Genomic DNA, 18302 nt, shown 5'->3' on the forward strand with positions numbered 1-18302 from the left:
CGCTCGTGATGCGGCACAATGGACCGCGTGAGCAGCACTTCATTCCCTCTGGCATCTCGTGGCACCCTCGGCTACGACGCCGAAGAGGTCGACCGTGCATTCCGCGTCGCCCGGCAGCGTTACGACAACTTCGACAACGGCACGCAGGGCAAGCGCCTCTCGACGAGCAGCATCCGCCACACGGCGTTCACGATGCGCAAGGGCGGGTACTCCGCCCCGCACGTCGATGCCGCGCTCGAGCGCCTCGAGGACGCCGTCGCCATCCGCGAACGCGACGAGCACATCGACCGGGTCGGCCGTGATGTCTTCCTGCGCGAGACGAAGACGACGGCCCGGGCGGTCCTCGCTCGGCTCCGTCGCGAAGACGGCGAGCGCTTCGATCGCGTCTCCGTCCTGCAGCGTGGATACGACGTCAAGGAGGTCGACGAGTTCTCCAGCAGGCTCGCTGACTTCCTGCGCGGTGGAACCGCCATGTCGCTCCGCGAGGTCCGCGGTGTCGCGTTCACGCCGAAGCGCCACGGCTACAAGGAGACGCAGGTCGACCTGCTCATCGACGCCGTCATCGACGTCATGCTCGCCATTCGTTAGGTACACCTGCCACCTCAGCTGAGCCTGAGCGTTGTCAAATCGTGACCTCCCCGTTACGATTGCGTGGTCCCCTCGGCCCATCGGTTGGAGCTCCATGCCGGAAACCACTGCAACTCGCGGAGAGCGTGCTCGCCAGCGTCGCAAGACTCGCGCCAAGCGCCGCGCCGCGATCTTCGGCTCATCGGCGCTCGGCGTCGTCGCAGCCGGGGCCATCGCAGTGACCACCCTCACGGGTGCCGGGGCCACAGCCTCGGCCGACGCGTCGCTGAGCCCGAGCATCCAGGAGCTGTCGCAGGAGCAGGCGCAGGCGTACGCGGTCCTCGCCGTCTCGGGGGAGAGCTCGCAGGGGACCACCATCGACGACCGGGGCTCGAGCGTCAGCATCGACGTCGTGCCGACCGACCCTGCCTCGCTCAAGAAGATCACCGAGGAGATGGTCAAGACCCAGTACGGCTGGGGTGCCGACCAGATGTCCTGCCTCGACAAGCTGTGGATGAAGGAATCCGGCTGGAACTACCTGGCCGAGAACGCCGATTCCGGTGCGTACGGCATCCCGCAATCGTGGCCCGCTGAGAAGCTCGCCACGATGGGCGCCGACTGGAAGACGAACCCGCTGACGCAGATCAAGTGGGGGATCGACTACATCGACCGAGCGTGGGGCACCCCGTGCGCCGCCTGGAACCAGCACAACGGCTCCTATTGACCTCGGACCCGCTGCCCACGACCGCAGCGTCACCTTCGGCTGAAGACCTCGCCACCGCGAACCACCTGGGAGTACCCGCATGACCACCACCGCCATCCGCACCGGCTCGACGCGGGCCTCACGGCCCGCAGGCCTCCGCCGACGTGCGGGAGCCCGCGTGATCGTTCCGACCCTGGCCGGAGTGGCGATCGCTGCTCTCGCGGTCACTGCGACCGTCCAGCTGGGGGTCCAGGGGCAGGGCGAGAGCGAAGTCGTCTCCGTCGCGTCCGTCGACGAGCTGACCGCCGCGGGTGCGCAGGGCTACGCCGTGAGCCTCGTCTCCGCAGTGGATGCGGTGCCGGCGGACACGAGCCGTACGAGTGACATCGCCAGCATCGTCGTGGTCACCCCGACGCCGACGCCGACGCCCGAGCCGGAGCCCGAGCCCGAGTCCGCCCCCTCGAACTCGAGCAAGAACTCCTCATCCGGGGGATCCTCGTACAAGGAGGCCGACGTCTCCTCGGACCCGAGCATCGACGCCACGCTGGCCCGCATCGCGCAGTGCGAGTCCGGTGGCAACCCTTCGATCAACACTGGGAACGGCTACTACGGCATGTACCAGTTCTCGCTTCCCACTTGGCAGTCCGTCGGCGGGACGGGCCTGCCCTCCGACGCATCGCTGGAAGAGCAGACAATGCGCGCCAAGATGCTGCAGGCGAAGGCCGGCTGGGGGCAGTGGAGCTGCTACTGACCGGGAGTCCGGTCAGACGTCCGGGGCGAATGGCTGCGGCAGTCGGCGGGCGACTGATGCCGTTTTCGTTGCCATTCCGTGACCATTCCGTTATCCTCGGGGAGTCCCTAGTTCCAACCCCGGGAGATCAATGACCACGTTGCAGCGCACAGGCTCGACGCGAGCAGCGCGTCCGACGGCCGCACGACGCTCACGGGCGAAGATCATCGTCCCCATCGCCGCGAGCACCGCTGTCGGTGCCCTTGCGCTCACGGCCATCCTGCAGGCGGGTGTCGCCGGCGGCGCCTCCCCAGCTCTTGCGATCGCGCCGAGCGTCGCGGACCTGACTGCCGCGGGGGCCCAGGGATACGAGGTCAGCCTGGTCTCCGCCGTCGAGGCGAGTGGCGAGGCAACGGTCGAAGATGAGGGCACTGCCGCCCCGACTGCGACTCCGCGAGACAACGATCTGGCCGGCATCGTCGTGACGACGCCGACCCCGACGCCGACCCCCACTCCGACACCGACCGAGAAGGAGTCGAGTTCCTCCTCCTCCTCCTCCTCCTCCTCGTCGTCGTCGTCGTCGAACAGCAGCCCCGACTACGTCGCGCCCGACCCGGGCACGTCGAAGGCGGTTGCCGCCGACGTCGTCGCGTCCATGGGCTGGGGTACCGGCGAGTTCGCCTGCCTCGAGAAGCTCTGGCAGCGCGAGTCCGGCTGGAACGCGGCGGCCGAGAACCCCTCGTCCGGCGCCTACGGCATTCCACAGTCGCTTCCCGGCAGCAAGATGGCCACGCACGGCTCTGACTGGCGCACGAACCCCGAGACGCAGATCCGCTGGGGCATCGACTACATCAAGGGCCGCTACGGCACTCCGTGCGGCGCGTGGGCGCACTCGGAAGCCAACAACTGGTACTGATCCACTTCTCCTCGAGCCCGCTGGGCTCAGCCTCACGACGCCGCGTGACCTCAGAGTCACGCGGCGTCGTCTGTCAGCTCGGTTCCCACGAGCTTCCTAGAATGGTTGTCATGCCCCGCTCGAACCGATCCCGCCGTCCAAGCGGTGATCCGTCCCCGAGGACGAAGGGCGGTCGCGCGGCGAAGCGGCAGCAGGCCGCCGCCGACCGCGCTGGCGACCAGGCCGACGAGCTGGAGCGTCTCCGCGAGGGCTGGCGCCGCACGGAGGTGCGCCGCGGCGTCTCCTACACCGTGCAGCCGATCTCGGCGGTCCGGGCGGTCAAGGACTACGTGTGTCCTGGCTGCCCCAACGCCGTCGAGGCGGGAGTCGCGCACGTCGTCGTCTGGCGGGCCGAGGGCATCCTCGGAGACGAGCACGCCTTGGCGGCCCGCCGCCACTGGCACAACCACTGTTGGAGGATGGCATGACCGACGCATCGACGGCCGGAGAAGCTGGCGAGTCCATCGAGATCCGGAGCGGAACGGAGCTGCCAGCTCGCCGCGAGGAGATCGAGCTGCACACGAGCGACGGCCTGACCCTCGTCGGGGAGCTGGCGCTGCCCCTCCACCGTGAGCCGGTCGCGACACTGGTCACCCTGCACCCCCTGCCCACCGCAGGCGGGTTCATGGACTCGCACGTGCTGCGCAAGGCATCATTGCGTCTGCCCGCGCAGGCGGACCTGGCTGTGCTTCGCTTCAACACGCGAGGCACGAGCTCTCCGCGAGGCACGAGCGACGGCGAGTTCGGTGACGGAGAGACCGAGCGCGCCGATCTCGAAGCCGCCATGGCGTTCGTCCGCGAACGCAGTCTGCCGAACCCGTGGCTGGTCGGCTGGTCGTTCGGCACCGAGCTCGCGCTCAAGCACGGCCACGAGCACGCGGACGTCAAGGGCCTCATCCTGCTGTCCCCGCCCCTGCGGCGCACGAGCCAAGCCGAGCTCGACCGCTGGGCGGACGCGCGCATCCCGGTCGTCATGGTCGTGCCAGAGCACGACGACTTCCTCAAGCCCGACGAGGCGGCGCAGCGTATCGCGCACCTCCCGAACCTCGAGCTCGTGCCCGTCGACGACGGTCGGCACCTGTGGGTGGGGGAGAAGCAGACGAAGCGAGTGCTGACGGAGATAGTGCAGCACACGAACCCGGCGGCGCTTCCGCTCAGCTCGTCGTGGCCGAGCGGCGAGTGATCCGCGTCACGATCCGGTGCATGAAGCCGAGCTTCACCTCGGTCGGAGCGTTCAGCACGAACGGGTAGAGGTCGTTCTGGCCCATCGCTCTGCTCAAGCGGTTCAGGAGCAGCGAGACCTCGTGCCAGTCGGCGAGCACCCGCTCGATGGGCTCCTCCGTGTAGTCGAGGAGCGGGGTCGTCTCCGGCTGCAGCACCACGTTCGAGGCGGCGGCCGTCCAGAGCGATCCGAGGATGTGCAGGTAGTGCGCGAAGGTCTCGGCGAAGTCCTCCCAGGGGTGCATCGTCGCGTACTCGGAGATGTACGACGCCGACCAGCCCTCGGGGGCGCCCAGGCGGTAGTGGCGTTCGAGCGCCTCCCGGTAGCTCGCGCGCTCGTCCCCGAACAGCTCTCGGCACTCGTCGAGGAGCGTCTCGTCGTCGAGCAGGATCGACTGGTAGTAGTGGCCGATCTCGTGCCTGAAATGACCGAGGAGGGTGCGGTACGGCTCGCCCAGACGCACTCTGAGCGCTTCGCGGTGCGCATCCAGGGTCTCGGCCAGGTCGATCGTGATGATGCCGTTCGCGTGGCCGATCGACACTCGCTGGCCTGAGCTCCGGCTCGAGAGCAGGTCGAACCCGAGACCCCCGTCACGTTCCGCGTAGCTCTCGATGGGGAGGCGCAGGTGCAGGCACTGCGCGAGCAGGCGCCGCCTGTCCGCGTTCGCCTCTGCGAGCTTCTCGAGCGCGAGGGTGTCGTCGGACTCAGGGCGCTTGCGAACGAGCCTGCAGGAGAGGCATGACGAGGTCGCGATTCCGTCCTCCACGAGCCAGTTGCACCTCCAGCTCCGGTTCCCGCATTCCCGCCACAGCCTGCCCTCGACGAGGACGGCTCCGCCGCTGACGTCGACGAAGACCTGCGTCTCGTCGTGGAAGGCGATCGGCGTCGCGCAGGCGTCGCACGACAGCGACTCGAGCATGACGAGCGACGCGCAACGGGGGCACTGGATGCTCTGCACGCCTCGAATCATAGGTGGAGAACGGGCCGTGCAACGCTCGGCCTGCGCGGCCGTGAGGCTAGCGCTCGTTCTGCGCCGGTATCCAGACTTCCTTGACGATGAGGAGGATGGCCGCCGCGATCGGGATCGCGACGAGAGCGCCGAGGAGCCCGAGGAGCGTGCCTCCCGTGAGCGCGGCGATGACGACGATGGCGCCGGGGACCTGCACGGCCGAGCTCATGATGCGAGGGCTGATGACGTAGGCCTCGACCTGCATGTAGACGACGTAGTAGATGGCGGCCATCCACCACACGCTGCTGTCGACGGGCATGAGCGCCAGCTGCAGCACGACGATGATGACCGACGCCGACAGCGTTCCCACGAGGGGGATGAGCGAGCCGAGGAAGGCGATGATCGCGAACACGGCGGGCATCGACGCGCCGATGATGGAGAGGAACGTGAAGGACAGGATCCCGTTTGCGAGGCCGAGCGCGAGCTGCCCGAGGACGAACTTCCCGACGGACGCCGTGATCTGCTCGGTCAGCTCGGCCGTGCGGGCCCGGCGGGAGGCCGGCAGGAGCTGGTAGAAGCCGCGCTTGATGCTGTTCATGCTCGAGACGAAGTAGAGCATGAGGATGAAGACGATGAGCACCCCGAAGAAGGCGTTCACGATGCCGAAGCCGACTTCGAGCACGCCACCGCCGATGGCGGCGAGGTTGTTGCGCAGCCACTCGAGCGCGTCGGTCACGAACTCCTGGGCCTGGAGATCCGGGAAGCGCTCGTCGACCCACTCGATGACGTTCGAGCCCGCGAGGTCGTTCACGATCGACGTGTAGCGAGCCGAGAGCTGCTCGACCTGGCTCGAGATGCTCGGGATCAGCGCCCACACGACAAGACCGAGGGCGAGCGCGGCTCCTCCCAGCGAGGAGATGATCGCCGCCCACCTGGGCCAGCGGTGGCGCTCCAGGAACGCGATGATCGGCTCGAAGCCGAGCGCCAGGAACAGTGCCGCACCGATATAGGTGAGGATCGTGCTCAGCGAGGCGATCATGCCACCGAGGACAAGAGCTACGAGCACGCCGACCGTCGCGACGAAGCCCAGCCTGAACGGATTCTCGATGCGCATGCGGTGTTCCCCCTGATCGGATCCCGGCCGATGGCCGGGATCCGAGTCTAGACGCGCGGGAGGGGTCGAGATCGCACGCTGGGCCTACCGCTGGCGCGGACCTCCGCGCTTCTGGCTCGGGTTCTGTCCGCGGCCCTGGCCCGCGGCCTGAGCAGGGACCGGCTCGTCCTTCGAGGTGCTCTCGTCAGCGGGCTCGCTTGGTGTTTCGGACGTCGCACTCACGTCGTCGGCTGCAGTCTCCTGCTCCTGCTGGGAGCCACCGCTCGAGAGCGCGAAGGCGTGCGCCTCGGCTGCGTCGGTGCCCGAAGCCGCCGCCTCGGTGTCGTCAGCGGCGGGCCGCTTCGTGATCTGCTCGTCGGCCTCGGGAAGGCTGAAGTCGGTACGCGAGAAGGCTCGCTTGAGCTGGTCGAGGTAGCTCTGCACCTGGTCGCGCTCCTCGCGGAGCTCCGAGAGGCGCTGCTCGGCGTTGTCGAGCAGGCTCTGCGTGTGCTGCTCGACCTCCGTGTTGCGCTCGCGCGCCTGCTTGTTGCTCGTCTCGAGCAGGTCGGCCGCCTTGCGCTCTGCCTGGTCCTGCGTCTCCTGCGCGCGGCGACGCGCATCCGCCATGATCTTTCCCGCTTCGCGCCGAACCTGCTCGCTGCGCTGGTTGAGGTCGGCGAGCTGCTCGGTCGCGTCGTCGATGAGCTTCTTCGCTGCTGCCTCCGCCTTGCGGCCAGCGGCCACGAGCTGCTGCTCGAACGCGTTGCGGCGCTTCGAGAGCTCGACATCGAGCTCCGTGCGCTTCGCGTTCATCTCCCGGACGGAACCCTCGCGGAGCGCGTCGAGCTCGCCCTTCGCTGCCTGGCGCTCCGCCTCCTGCTCGTGCTCCATCTGCGTGCGGCGAGCCGCGGCTTCGCGCTCGAAGTCGGCGCGGGCCTTCTCCATCTCCCGCTGCCGCTCGGCGAGGCGAGCGGCAGACTCGGCGATCTCGTTCTCCACGGCCTGACGCTTCGTGGCCAGCTCCTCGTCGACCGACGCGCGCAGCGCGCTGATCTCGAGATCGGTCGAGTGGCGCAGCTCGCGCAGCTCGGTCGTGACCTGGTCCTTGACCGTCTCGATCTCGCGCTCCTGGTTGGTGCGCGTGAGATCGGCTTCCTGCTTCGCGTTCTCCAGGAGGCTGTCGGCCTCCGAGCGGGAATCGCTCAGCACGCGCGAGGCGCGAACATCCGCCTCACGTGTCACCCGCTCCGCGTAGTCGTTGGCTTCCTGGTGGATGCGGGCCGCGTTCCGGTGCGCTTCGCTGAGGATCTTGTCGGCCTCGCGCTGCGCCTCGGCAGTGAGCTTCTGCGCCTGCTGCTCGGCCGTCGCGAGCGTGCCCGCGAGCTTCGTGCCGAGGCCGGAGTAGGTGGGATTGCCGACCTCGTTGAGCTCGGACTCGAGCTGCTTGATGCGGGTCCTCATCGCCGCGATCTCGCGGCTCGCACCGGAGTCCTGGTTGCCGGCCTGGGCGAGCTGCGTGCGCAGTGACCTGATGACCTCGTCGACTTCTTCGCGGTTGTAACCGCGCATCGCCGTGTTGAAGTTGATGTCGTCGAATGCCAAGGACGCCTCCGCGTGAGTCAGGGTGCAGGTGCGCGCCGACCGCCTGCGCACGTCCTGAAGTCTAGACGGCGGCTCCGAACAGCGCCCTGATGAGGCTCGGAATGGCGGAGACATCTCTCCGGAAATCGCAGCTTCTCGGGACGTGACCGCGGGCGCATTCACCGAATTCGGGGGCGAAACCGGCGTATTCCAGGGGAAGTGCGGGCACGGTGCGTTAGATTGAGGGGTCGAGAGTCTCCATGAACCTCATGGAAGACGACGGCACCCTCGCGAGAGGAGCACGTCGAGCGCACAAACGATGCACGGCGCAATCACTCGAGAAGGAGTCACTCAGTGAGATTCATCCTAGCCGCGATCGCATTCCTCGGAAGTGTCGCGCTGCTTGTCGTCGGCTGGCTGCAGGTCACGGAAGCGCGGGCGGCCGACACGGTCGTCGCGACGGGCACGCTGACCCAGGAGTCGCCGTTGCTGGTCATCCCCAGCGACACGCTCATCGAGCACGCTGGCACGCAATCCATCACGATCCGCGGCGACGGCCCCATTCGCGTCGCGATCGGGCGCCAGGCGGACATCGCAGGCTGGGTCGGAACGACGCAGCACGAGATCGTCACCCTCGACGACACGAGCGGAGCTCTCGTCTTCACGCCGGGCGAGGCTTCGGCGGATGAGACGACGGCCCCCAACATCCTCGGCAGCGACCTCTGGTTCCAGGAGTACGAGGGGGAGGGGCAGCTCGAGATGCAGCAGACGCTTCCCGTCGGCTTCGCCCTGCTCGTCCAGTCGGACGGGGAGGCCTCCGCGCCCAACGAGATCTCCATCTCCTGGCCGCTCGACGGACGCGCGCCCATGGCCGGTCCGCTCCTGCTCGGCGGCGGAGTCCTGCTGCTGATCTCCCTCGGCCTGCTGCTCTGGGCGCTGCTGAGCATGCGCCGCCGCTCGAAGCCGCAGCGACAGGCTCGCGAGGAGCTCGCCTCCGAGATCCCGGTCGTCGTGCCCGCCTCTGACGGGGGAACCGCGGCGACGCCGGCGTTCTCCTTCGAAGGCTCGACGCAGGTCGCGGACGACGGGCTCGATTCGTCCGAGGTCGATCCGATCGAGCAGTCGCAGAGCGTCGTGGCCGAATCGGTCCGGCTCTCCGAAGGCGACGCTCGATCCGTCGAGGCAGACCACGACAGCTTCAGGCCGGTCGAGGAGCCCAGCTGGGCGCCACCGGCCACCGTCGACGCGGCGGACCGGCAGCCCCAGGCTGCCGCCTTCCCTTCCTTCCGGGCCCCGAGCGCCGAGGCAGCAGCAGTCAGCCCGGCACCTGGCGCACCCGTTGCTCCGGCGGTCGACGACCCGTTCAGCTGGAGCGGCCAGGAGGAGGCATCGTCTCCGGATGCCGGCGACTCCCCGTCCGAGTCGGCAGCGCCTCCAGCGGACGACGACACGGACAAGGCGGACTCAGGCAAGTCGGATGACGACGACTCCACCGGTGGCGGGGAGCCTCCCGCTGGCGGTGCGCCCGGCCCTGACGCGACCGCACCATCCGGCGACGCGCCCGCTGCTGAGCCTCAGCAGTGGCGTCGACCCCGCGGTCGCGACCGGAGCCAGGCCCCGAAGCGACTCTTCAGGCTCATCCCAGTGCTGCTCGTCGGATCGATCGCGCTCTCCGGATGCTCCGCCGACTTCTGGCCAGAGCAGTTCGGCGGGTCGACGAGTGCGCCCACGACGCCGACCCCGACCTCCTCGATCGACCAGGCGCTCCTCACCGAGGGCGAGGCACTGCCCGCCGTGAACGCGCAGCAGCTCACGGAGATCCTCGACGACGCAGCCAAGCTCGCCCAGGAAGCGGATGCCGCCAACAAGCCGGATGGGCTGGCGCCGCGATTCACCCAGGCCGCCTACCAGGAGCGCGCGGCCGAGTACAAGGCGAAGGCCGCCGACAACGCGCTGCCCGGCCCCGTGGCCTTCCCGACCGGCGAGATCGTCTACGCCGTGCCGCAGGCCTCCGAGGCCTGGCCGAAGTCGATCTTCGTGGTCCGTGAAGCCGGCGGAGAGACGCCAACGGCACCGTTCGGCATGATGCTCACGCAGTCGACGGCCCGCGACGCCTACAAGGTGGCATCCATCGTGCAGCTCACCCCCGACGTGACCCTGCCGGAGGCGGCCCCCGTCGAGATCGGAGCCCCCGGTATCGACGGCCTCGCACAGCCGCTTGTCATCGCTCCTGAGGAACTCGCCGCGGCCTACGCCGACGTCATCAGCAACGGCGACGGCTCGCAGTTCGCCGCGCTCTTCTCTCCCGAAGGAGATTCCCTGCGCACCCAGATCGCCGATGCCAGGGCGACGGTCTCGGGCGAGATCGACGCGAACGCGGCCCGGATCGAGTTCCAGACCCGGCAGAGCGACGACCCGCCCTTCGGCGTGCAGACGCTCGACGGGGGCGCGATCATCGCGGTCTCCATCGAGGAGGTCGAGAAGCTGAGCGCGCGCACGCAGCTCGCGACGCTGAGCGTCCAGGGCCGCACCGCCGCTCTTGCCGGTGCCAGCTCCTCGTCACTCGGGTTCGAGACGCTCTACACCAACCAGCTCATGTTCTACGTGCCGTCTGAAGCGACAGGCGGCGCAGTCCAACTGCTCGGCTACGCCAACACCATGACCGGCGCACGCCAGCTCAACGCCAACGAGGTTACCTATGGCTGAAACCCCTCCACTCAACCCAGCGAGTCTCTACGGAGCCGTCGATCTCTCCTCGCTCGTCCAGCGCGCGAACACGCCGGCAGGTCAGGAGCCCGGCGCTCCGGCAGCCGGCGCTCCAGGACAGCCCACGCAGCCAGCAGCCGGAGAGCCGGTTGCGACGCTGCCGGACGTCGTGGTCGATGCCGACGAGCAGACGCTCGAGCAGTTCATGCAGCTCTCGCAGTTCCTGCCCGTCATCGTCGAGATGCACGCCGCCTGGTCGAGCGATGCGCAGGCCCTCTCGCCCGTGCTCGCGAACATCGTCCGCAGCGCTGAAGGACGCATCGTGCTCGTGCGAGTCGACCTGGATGCGCATCCGCAGCTCGGGCAGCAGCCGCAGGTCATCGCCATCATCGGCGGTCGGCCGCTGCAGCTCTTCTCCGGCAACCCGCCCCAGGAGCAGATCACGCAGATCGTCGGCGAGATCCTCCAGGTCGCTGCCCAGCAGGGGCTCACGGGCCACGTCGCGGTGGATGCGGCACCTGAGGCCGAGGTGGATGCCCAGGCCGAGCCTGCCGCACCGCCGCTCCCGCCGCTGCACGCTGAAGCCTTCGAGGCGCTCGAGCGCGGAGACTATCCCGCAGCCATCGACGCCTACGAGCGCGCCCTCGCTGAGCGCCCCGCCGACGACGAGGCTCGCGCCGGCCTCGCCCAGGTGCAGCTCCTCGTCCGGCTCCAGGGCAAGACGCTCGAGGGGATCCGGCAGCGAGGCGCCGCCAACGCGGACGACCTCGATGCGCAGCTCGACGTCGCGGACCTCGACCTGTCGGGCGGGCATATCGACGACGCGTTCGACCGCCTGCTGACGCTGTTCCCGAAGCTCGACGCCGAGGGCAAGACGACGGTGCGCGAACGCCTCCTCGATCTGTTCCTCGTCGTGGGCGTGGCAGACCCCCGCGTGGGGGCTGCACGGGCACGGCTCACGAACCTGCTGTTCTGACCTGAGCTGGCGAACAGAGCGAGGCCCGGATGCGATCAGATCGCATCCGGGCCTCGCTCCGTCGAGCCTGCGGGTCTCCTAGCCCTCGAACTTGAGCCAGACTGCTGCGAGCGGCGGGAGGGTGATGGCCGCCGACTGCGCGAAACCGTGGGACGCGACGTCCTCGGTCGTGACGGAACCGTAGTTGCCGGCCCCCGAACCCGCGTACGTCTCCGCGTCGGTGTTGAGCACCTCAGACCAGCGTCCGGCGTGTGGCAGGCCGAGGCGGTAGCCGCCGATGGCCTGGTTCGAGAAGTTGAAGATCATCGCGACGTCCGGAGTGCCGTCGAAACCACGGCGCGCGAATGCGAGGACGCTGTTCGCTGCGTCGTCGCCGCTGAGCCACACCATGCCGGACGAGTCGTCGTCGAGCTCCCAGAGCGCGCCCTCGTGCTTCGCGAGACGGTTGAGGTCTCCGACGAGACGCTGGACGCCCGCGTGGCCGGGGTTGTCGAGCTCCCACCAGTCGAGGCCGCGAGACTCGCTCCACTCGGTCTGCTGCGCGAACTCCTGCCCCATGAAGAGCAGCTGCTTGCCCGGGTGGCCCCACTGGTACGCCAGGAAGAGGCGCGTGCCGGCGAGCTTCTGCCACTCGTCGCCTGGCATCTTCGAGTACAGAGACCCCTTGCCGTGGACGACCTCGTCGTGGCTGATGGGAAGCAGGAACCGCTCGCTCCACGCGTACACGAACGAGAACGTCAGGTCTCCCTGGTGGTGGGAGCGGTAGATGGGGTCGCGCTCGACGTACCTGAGGCTGTCGTTCATCCAGCCCATGTTCCATTTGAGGCCGAAGCCGAGGCCGCCCCATTCGGTCGGCTTCGTGACGCCAGCCCAGCTCGTCGACTCCTCGGCGATCATGGCGATACCGGGGTAGAGCTTGTAGGCCGTCGCGTTGACCTCCTGCAGGAAGGCGATGGCCTCGAGATTCTCGCGCCCGCCGTGGATGTTCGGCACCCACTCCTCGCGCGAGTAGTCGAGGTAGAGGATGGAGGCGACGGCGTCGACGCGCAGCCCGTCGATGTGGAACTCCTCGAGCCAGTACAGCGCGTTGGCGACGAGGAAGTTGCGCACCTGGGAGTCACCGAAGTTGAAGACCTTCGTGCCCCAGTCGAGCTGCTCGCCGAGCCGAGGGTCGGCGTGCTCGTAGAGCGCCTGGCCGTCGAACTCGGCGAGGCCGAAGCTGTCCTTCGGGAAGTGGCCGGGCACCCAGTCCATGATGACGCCGTAGCCGGCCTGGTGGAGCCGGTCGATGAGGTAGCGCAGGTCGTCGGGCGAGCCGAGGCGGGAGGTCGGCGCGTAGTAGCCGGTGACCTGGTAGCCCCACGAGCCGCCGAAGGGGTGCTCCGAGAGCGGCATGAACTCCACGTGGGTGAACTCGAGGCCGTCGAGGTACTCGACGAGCTGGTCGGCCAGCTCGCGGTAGCCCAGTCCGGGACGCCAGGACATGGCGTGGAGCTCGTAGGTGGTCATGGGGCCCGTGTGCGGGTCCTTCTGCGCCCGGGACGTCATCCAGTCGCCGTCGCCCCACTCGTACGTGCTGGGGTTCGCGATGACCGACGCGGTCTGCGGCGGCTGCTCCGCGTGCAGCGCCAGGGGGTCTGCCTTCTCGACCCAGTCGCCGGAGGCGGTGCGGATCTGGAACTTGTAGGTCTCGTGCGGCGTGACGCCTGGCACGAAGAGCTCCCAGATGCCGAGTGCGTCGAGGCGGCGCAGGGCGTGCGCCCGGCCATCCCAGCCGTTGAACGAGCCGATGACGCGCACGGCCTGGGCGTGGGGTGCCCAGACGACGAACGAGGTGCCCCAGACAGCGGAGTGGGTGCCCCAGTGCTCGCGGTGGTGGGCGCCGAAGACATGCCAGAGGCGCTCGTGGCGCCCCTCGCCGAAGAGGAACTGGTCGACCTCGCCCACGACGGGGAGGAACCGGTAGGGGTCGTCGACGATGTGCGGAACGCCGTCGCTATAGACCGTCTCGATGCGGTAGTCGTCGAGGCCGTGCTCGTGCACGCCCTGCCAGATGCCGTGGGCGAGATGCTGCAGCTCGACCCGCTCGCCGCTGGACTCGAGGATCGCGGTGACGCGCTCCGCGAGGGGGCGACGCGCTCGGATGAGCGTGCGGCCGTCTTCCTGCAGGTGCTGCCCGAGGATCGCGTGGGGGCCGGAGTGCGTACCCTCGGCGACCGAGCGCAGCTCACCCTCGGGAACGCCGATCGGTGCGGGAGCGGCGGGCTTGAGTTCGTCGGTCATGGTGTTTCCGTTCTCGAGATCGTCCGGTCGCGCCGCCTGGCGCGACCGGACGACGGGTCAGAGTGCCGAGTGCCTGACGCGCAGGATGTGCGCGGGGAGGGTGGATGGGTCGAGGCGCACGTAGTTCGCGCCGCCCCAGACCCATTCGTGCCCGCTGAGGAGGTCTTCCACCCCGAACTCCGTGTCGGACGCGAACCCGAACTTCGTCTGGTCGATGTAGACGGTCGCCTCCTCGATACCGGAGTGGTTGAGGTTCACCGCGACGATCACCGTGTTGGCGACGCCGTCGGCGGCGTACTCGGCGGGCAGGTGCTTGGAGAAGACGAGCACGTTCTCGTTGTCGCTGAACTGCACCTCGAAGTTGCGCAGCTGCTGGAGCGCCGGGTTGGCGCGGCGCAGCTCGTTGAGCTTCGTCAGCAGCGGAGCGAGGGAGTAGCCGCTCGCTTCCTGGGCCGCCCAGTCGCGCTGCTTGAACTCGTACTTCTCGTTGTCGATGTTCTCTTCCGAGCCGGGGCGGGCCACGTTCTCGGCGAGCTCGAATCCGGCATAGACCCCCCACAGCGGGGAGGAGGTGGCGGCGACGATCGCTCGGATCTTCGCGGCGTTGCGCCCACCCTTCTGCAGGTACTCGGTGAGGATGTCCGGTGTGTTGACGAAGAAGTTCGGGCGAAGGAAGTCGCTGGACTCCTTCGATACCTCGGTGAGGTACTCCTCGAGCTCCGTCTTCGTGTTGCGCCAGGTGAAGTAGGTGTACGACTGCTGGAAGCCGGCCTTCGCGAGCGCGTGCATGATGGCGGGTCGGGTGAACGCCTCGGCGAGGAAGATGACCTCGGGGTGCTTGGCGTTGACCTCGTGGATCAGCCACTCCCAGAACTGCAGGGGCTTCGTGTGCGGGTTGTCGACGCGGAAGATCTTGACGCCGAGGTCGATCCAGTACTCGACCGTGTCGAGGACCTCCGCGTACAGGCCGTTGCGGTCGCCGTCGAAGTTGATCGGGTAGATGTCCTGGTACTTCTTCGGCGGGTTCTCGGCGTAGGCGATGCTGCCGTCTGGCAGCTGCGTGAACCAATCAGGATGCTCAGCTACCCACGGGTGGTCGGGGGTCGCCTGCAGGGCGAGGTCGAGGGCGAGCTCCATGCCGTTCTTCTCGACCTCGCTGACGAAGTACCGGAAGTCCTCGACGGTGCCCAGGTCGGGGTGGATGTCGCGGTGGCCGCCTTCTGCGGACCCGATCGCCCACGGGGAGCCCGGGTCTCCAGGCTCCGTCGTGAGGGAGTTGTTCGGCCCCTTGCGGTTGGTGTGCCCGATCGGGTGGATCGGCGGAACGTAGAGCACGTCGAAGTTCATGGCTGCGACCGCAGGCACTCGCTCGGCAGCGGTGCGGAACGTGCCGGAGGTCCAGCTGCCGTCCGCCGCCTGCCTGGCGCCCTCCGAGCGGGGGAAGAACTCGTACCAGGCCGCGTTTCCGGCCAGCGCGCGGTCGACCTGGATGCTGCGCTTGGCCGAGCGCGTCACGAGGGAGCGGACGGGGTGCGCCTCGACGACCTCGAGCACGTCTTCGGCGAGCAGCGAGGCGAGGCGGAAGGAGGCGGACCGGGAGGTGAAGCGCGACGCGGTCGCCGCGTCCCGCAGCACGGCACTCTGATGCGCGGTGAGCTCAGGATTGGTGGCCGCACGGTCGACGACCATCGCGCCGAGCTCGAGCATGACGTCGACATCGATGCCTGCGGGGATCTTGATCTCCGCGTTGTGCTGCCAGGTCGCGAAGTCGTCGTTCCAGGCTTCGACCCACCACTCGTGGGTGCCGGCGGCGGTGACCTGCGCCTCGGCGAGCCACGAGTCGGTGCCCTTCGGGCCAGGCTGCATGCGGATGCGCGTGGCCTCAGCGCCGGGCTCGGTGAGCACGAGCTCGACGCCGATGATGTCGTGTCCCTCGCGGAAGGCGACGCACGAGAAGGGCACGACATCGCCCACGTACCCCTTCGTCGGGAAGAGGTTGTCGACGAGCTGCGGCTGCAGGTCGAGGATGGGGATGCGGCCGATCACCGGGACGTAGCCGGAGCCCGGGAAGGCGTCGCCGGTCGGCGGGAGCGCCGTCGCGACGGCCGCGGCTGCGGCCGGCATCGCCGCTGGAGCCTTCGGCTTGCGCGCCCGTGGCGCCTTGGCCGAGGAGGGCTCGGGTGCTGCCGCTGCGCTCACTGGCGCGTCCTGCGCCGCTGGGGCAGGCTTCGGCGAGGTGCTCGCTCGCTTCGCGGCTGCCCGACGTGGGCGGCTCGGTGGAATCTGGTCGTCTGACGCTGGTGTCGTTGCCACATCCGAACGCTACCAACACCCACCCGCATCGGGGCTGTTCGCGTGTCACGGAATGCGAACGACCCCCACGCCGTGGTCTAGATGTGGTGGTGTCCCGGCTCGACGTCCACGGCGTAGACCTGCACGGAGGGTCCCTCGAGACCGGTGAGCTGACCTGGGACGAGCACGCGACTGGCGCTGAGCGCCTCGTCCGGGTGCTCGTGCGTCGAGTCCCAGAGGAGCCGGTACCCGGTGATCTCGTCGACGGCTGGCGCGCGGAGCGCCGCGTCGTCCTCGCTGCCGTGCACGACGAGCAGGAGCCGGTCGGTGAGCATCCGCACCCCGTCGACGAGCTCGGCGTCGCCCGTGAAGTCGGCATCGGCTTCCGGGATGTAGGCGTCCAGCAGCACCTGCAGGGTTCGCCCGCCCGGCCCCTGCCAGGAGCCGTCGCCCATGGGGTTGCCGAGCGCGTCGAACCACCGGCGCCTGGTGCCGTGCTCGCTGAGCGCGTGCCCGTGGTTGAAGCTGCTCGGACGCAGCACCTGGTGCTGCGCACGCAGCTCGATGAGCCTGCGCGTATGCGCGAGCTGGGCGAGCTGGACCTCGCTCAGCTCCCAGGAGAACCAGGTGAGGGGCGAATCCTGGTTGTACGGATTGTTGTTGCCCTTCTGCGACCGCGCGACCTCATCGCCCGCCGTCAGCATGGGCACACCCGCGCTCAGGAGCAGAGTGCCGAGGAGGTTGCGCATGGAGCGCCTGCGCAGCGCTTCGATGTCGTCGCGGTCGCTTGGCCCCTCGACGCCGAAGTTCCAGGAGCGGTTGTCGCCGGTCCCGTCGCGGCCGAGCTCGGCGTTCTGCAGGTTGTGCTTGACGTTGTAGGAGACGAGATCGCGAAGCGTGAAGCCGTCGTGGGCCGTCACGAAGTTGACGGAGGCGAGGGGCCCGCGGTCGTCGCTGAACATGTCGGACGAGCCGGCGAGCGAGGTGCTGAACGCGCCAGCACCCTCGGGATGCACGCCGGAGCTGCGCGCCTCGGCGATGTCCCTGACCCAGAACGAACGTGCGTGGTCGCGGAAGCTGTCGTTCCACTCCGACCAGTCCTCCGGGAAGTTGCCCGTCTGCCAGCCGCCCATGCCGACGTCCCACGGCTCCGCGATGAGCTTCGTGTCGGCCAGGCGGTCGTCGCGGACGATCGCCTCGAGCAGGGGGTGATGCGTCTCGAAGGCATGGTGCGCATTCCGGCCGAGCGTCGCCGCCAGGTCGAAGCGGAAGCCGTCGATGTGGAACTCCTCCACCCAGTACCTGAGCGAGTCGAGGATGAGCTCGCGCACGATCGCCTCCGACGTGTCGAGCGAGTTGCCGCAGCCGGTCTGGTCGACCGGGTTGCCGTGCATGTCGTGCCGGTAGTACGTGGCGTTGTCGAGGCCGCGGAACATGGACGTCTCGTCGCCGCGCCCACCCTCGGAGGTGTGGTTGTAGACGACGTCGAGGTACACCTCGATGCCGGCTGCGTGCAGGTGCTTGACCATGCCCTTGAACTCGCGCGCGATCGCGTGCGGGCCCGCCGCACGGGCGGCGGGGGAGGCGTAGTCGGCATGCGGGGCGAAGAATCCGAGCGTGTTGTAGCCCCAGTAGTTCGCCATGCCCTGGCGCCGCAGGAACGACTCGGACGCGAACGCGTGCACGGGAAGCAGCTCCACCGCCGTGACGCCGACCGATTGGAGGTAGGCGATCGTGTCCTCGTGCGCGAGGCCGGCGTAGCTGCCACGCAGGTCTTCCGGCATGTGCGGGGCGAGCTGCGTGAATCCCTTGACGTGCGCTTCGTAGACGACGACGTCGCGGAGGGGGAGGAGCGGTGCTCGCACCTGACCCCAGTCGAAGGGCTCGGACTCGACGACCTGGGCGGTCCAGACCGGGACGGCCGGGCTGCCGACGTTCGCGACCTGCCTGGCGTACGGCTCGACGAGCAGCCGATGCCTGTCGAAGGCGTTCGTTCCGCTCGACGGCCCGTCGGCGCGCACGGCGTACCGCTGCCCGTTCACGAGCTCGGCGCATTCTGCCTGCCAGACGCCGCCTGGCATGCTGGCCATCTCGATGGTCCGCGTGACCGTGCCGTCGGCGGCCACGAGGCACAGCGTCATCGAGGTCGCGTGCATCGAGAACACGCGGAGGCGCGCGATTCCCTGGCGGTGGGTCACGCCGAGGTCTGAGCGGGTCTGGGAATCGGGCATGAGGCCTAAACTGT

General features: G+C 68.7%; 14 protein-coding genes. 8 read left to right on the forward strand and 6 right to left on the reverse strand.

What is annotated here, in order from left to right:
* The first annotated feature begins 27 nt into the window (after positions 1–27).
* The 6 genes from C5E07_RS06365 to C5E07_RS06390 all read left to right on the forward strand — a co-directional run bounded on the left by C5E07_RS06365 (position 28) and on the right by C5E07_RS06390 (position 4138).
* Positions 28–588: a DivIVA domain-containing protein gene (locus tag C5E07_RS06365; protein WP_374953083.1), complete on the forward strand. Its 561-nt coding sequence runs from the start codon at positions 28–30 to the stop codon at positions 586–588.
* 94 nt (positions 589–682) lie between these two features.
* Positions 683–1291, forward strand: a complete 609-nt coding sequence (locus C5E07_RS19915) for a hypothetical protein (protein ID WP_104240691.1) — start codon at positions 683–685, stop codon at positions 1289–1291.
* Positions 1292–1370: 79 nt separating this feature from the next.
* The gene (locus C5E07_RS19640; protein ID WP_219820054.1) at positions 1371–2021 is read left to right on the forward strand and encodes a transglycosylase family protein; all 651 of its coding nucleotides are present in this window, start codon (positions 1371–1373) and stop codon (positions 2019–2021) included.
* A gap of 130 nt (positions 2022–2151) precedes the next feature.
* Positions 2152–2916, forward strand: a complete 765-nt coding sequence (locus tag C5E07_RS06380; protein WP_104298833.1) for a transglycosylase SLT domain-containing protein — start codon at positions 2152–2154, stop codon at positions 2914–2916.
* Between the two features lie 110 nt (positions 2917–3026).
* Complete coding sequence (locus C5E07_RS06385) at positions 3027–3383, forward strand: hypothetical protein (protein ID WP_104240783.1); 357 nt, start codon at positions 3027–3029, stop codon at positions 3381–3383.
* Positions 3380–4138 carry an alpha/beta hydrolase gene (locus C5E07_RS06390; protein WP_104298834.1) on the forward strand — a complete coding sequence of 253 codons (759 nt, stop codon included), beginning with the start codon at positions 3380–3382 and terminating at the stop codon, positions 4136–4138. Before C5E07_RS06385 ends, C5E07_RS06390 begins: the two co-directional genes overlap by 4 nt.
* Here C5E07_RS06390 and C5E07_RS06395 read toward each other — a convergent pair.
* From C5E07_RS06395 to C5E07_RS06405, 3 genes are all read right to left on the reverse strand, one after another.
* Positions 4110–5135 carry a putative zinc-binding metallopeptidase gene (locus tag C5E07_RS06395; RefSeq protein WP_258063793.1) on the reverse strand — a complete coding sequence of 342 codons (1026 nt, stop codon included), beginning with the start codon at positions 5133–5135 and terminating at the stop codon, positions 4110–4112. The genes C5E07_RS06390 and C5E07_RS06395 overlap by 29 nt on opposite strands.
* Positions 5136–5193: 58 nt before the next feature.
* Positions 5194–6240, reverse strand: coding sequence for an AI-2E family transporter (locus C5E07_RS06400; protein WP_104240694.1), 1047 nt, complete (start codon positions 6238–6240; stop codon positions 5194–5196).
* An 84-nt stretch (positions 6241–6324) separates the two neighbouring features.
* Positions 6325–7821, reverse strand: a complete 1497-nt coding sequence (locus C5E07_RS06405) for a DivIVA domain-containing protein (protein ID WP_181057855.1) — start codon at positions 7819–7821, stop codon at positions 6325–6327.
* 333 nt (positions 7822–8154) lie between these two features.
* On the opposite strand from C5E07_RS06405, the gene C5E07_RS06410 reads away from it, so the two are divergent.
* Positions 8155–10506 carry a hypothetical protein gene (locus tag C5E07_RS06410; protein WP_104298837.1) on the forward strand — a complete coding sequence of 784 codons (2352 nt, stop codon included), beginning with the start codon at positions 8155–8157 and terminating at the stop codon, positions 10504–10506.
* On the forward strand, positions 10499–11482 hold the full coding sequence (locus C5E07_RS06415; protein WP_104298838.1) for a tetratricopeptide repeat protein: 984 nt from the start codon (positions 10499–10501) through the stop codon (positions 11480–11482). The genes C5E07_RS06410 and C5E07_RS06415 overlap by 8 nt, the downstream gene beginning before the upstream one ends.
* 78 nt (positions 11483–11560) lie before the next feature.
* On the opposite strand, the gene glgB is transcribed toward C5E07_RS06415, so the two are convergent.
* The 3 genes from glgB to glgX all read right to left on the reverse strand — a co-directional run bounded on the left by glgB (position 11561) and on the right by glgX (position 18288).
* Complete coding sequence (glgB, locus tag C5E07_RS06420) at positions 11561–13765, reverse strand: 1,4-alpha-glucan branching protein GlgB (protein ID WP_104240698.1); 2205 nt, start codon at positions 13763–13765, stop codon at positions 11561–11563.
* A gap of 57 nt (positions 13766–13822) precedes the next feature.
* Positions 13823–15889: an alpha-1,4-glucan--maltose-1-phosphate maltosyltransferase gene (locus C5E07_RS06425; RefSeq protein WP_104298984.1), complete on the reverse strand. Its 2067-nt coding sequence runs from the start codon at positions 15887–15889 to the stop codon at positions 13823–13825.
* A 266-nt stretch (positions 15890–16155) separates the two neighbouring features.
* A complete protein-coding gene (gene glgX / locus C5E07_RS06430) occupies positions 16156–18288 on the reverse strand; it encodes a glycogen debranching protein GlgX (RefSeq protein ID WP_104298839.1) in 2133 nt (710 codons plus the stop codon).
* Between the last annotated feature and the right edge of the window lie 14 nt (positions 18289–18302).

Origin of the sequence: Pseudoclavibacter sp. RFBJ3, from assembly GCF_002931375.1 — a bacterium.
Taxonomy (GTDB): Bacteria; Actinomycetota; Actinomycetes; order Actinomycetales; family Microbacteriaceae; genus Pseudoclavibacter.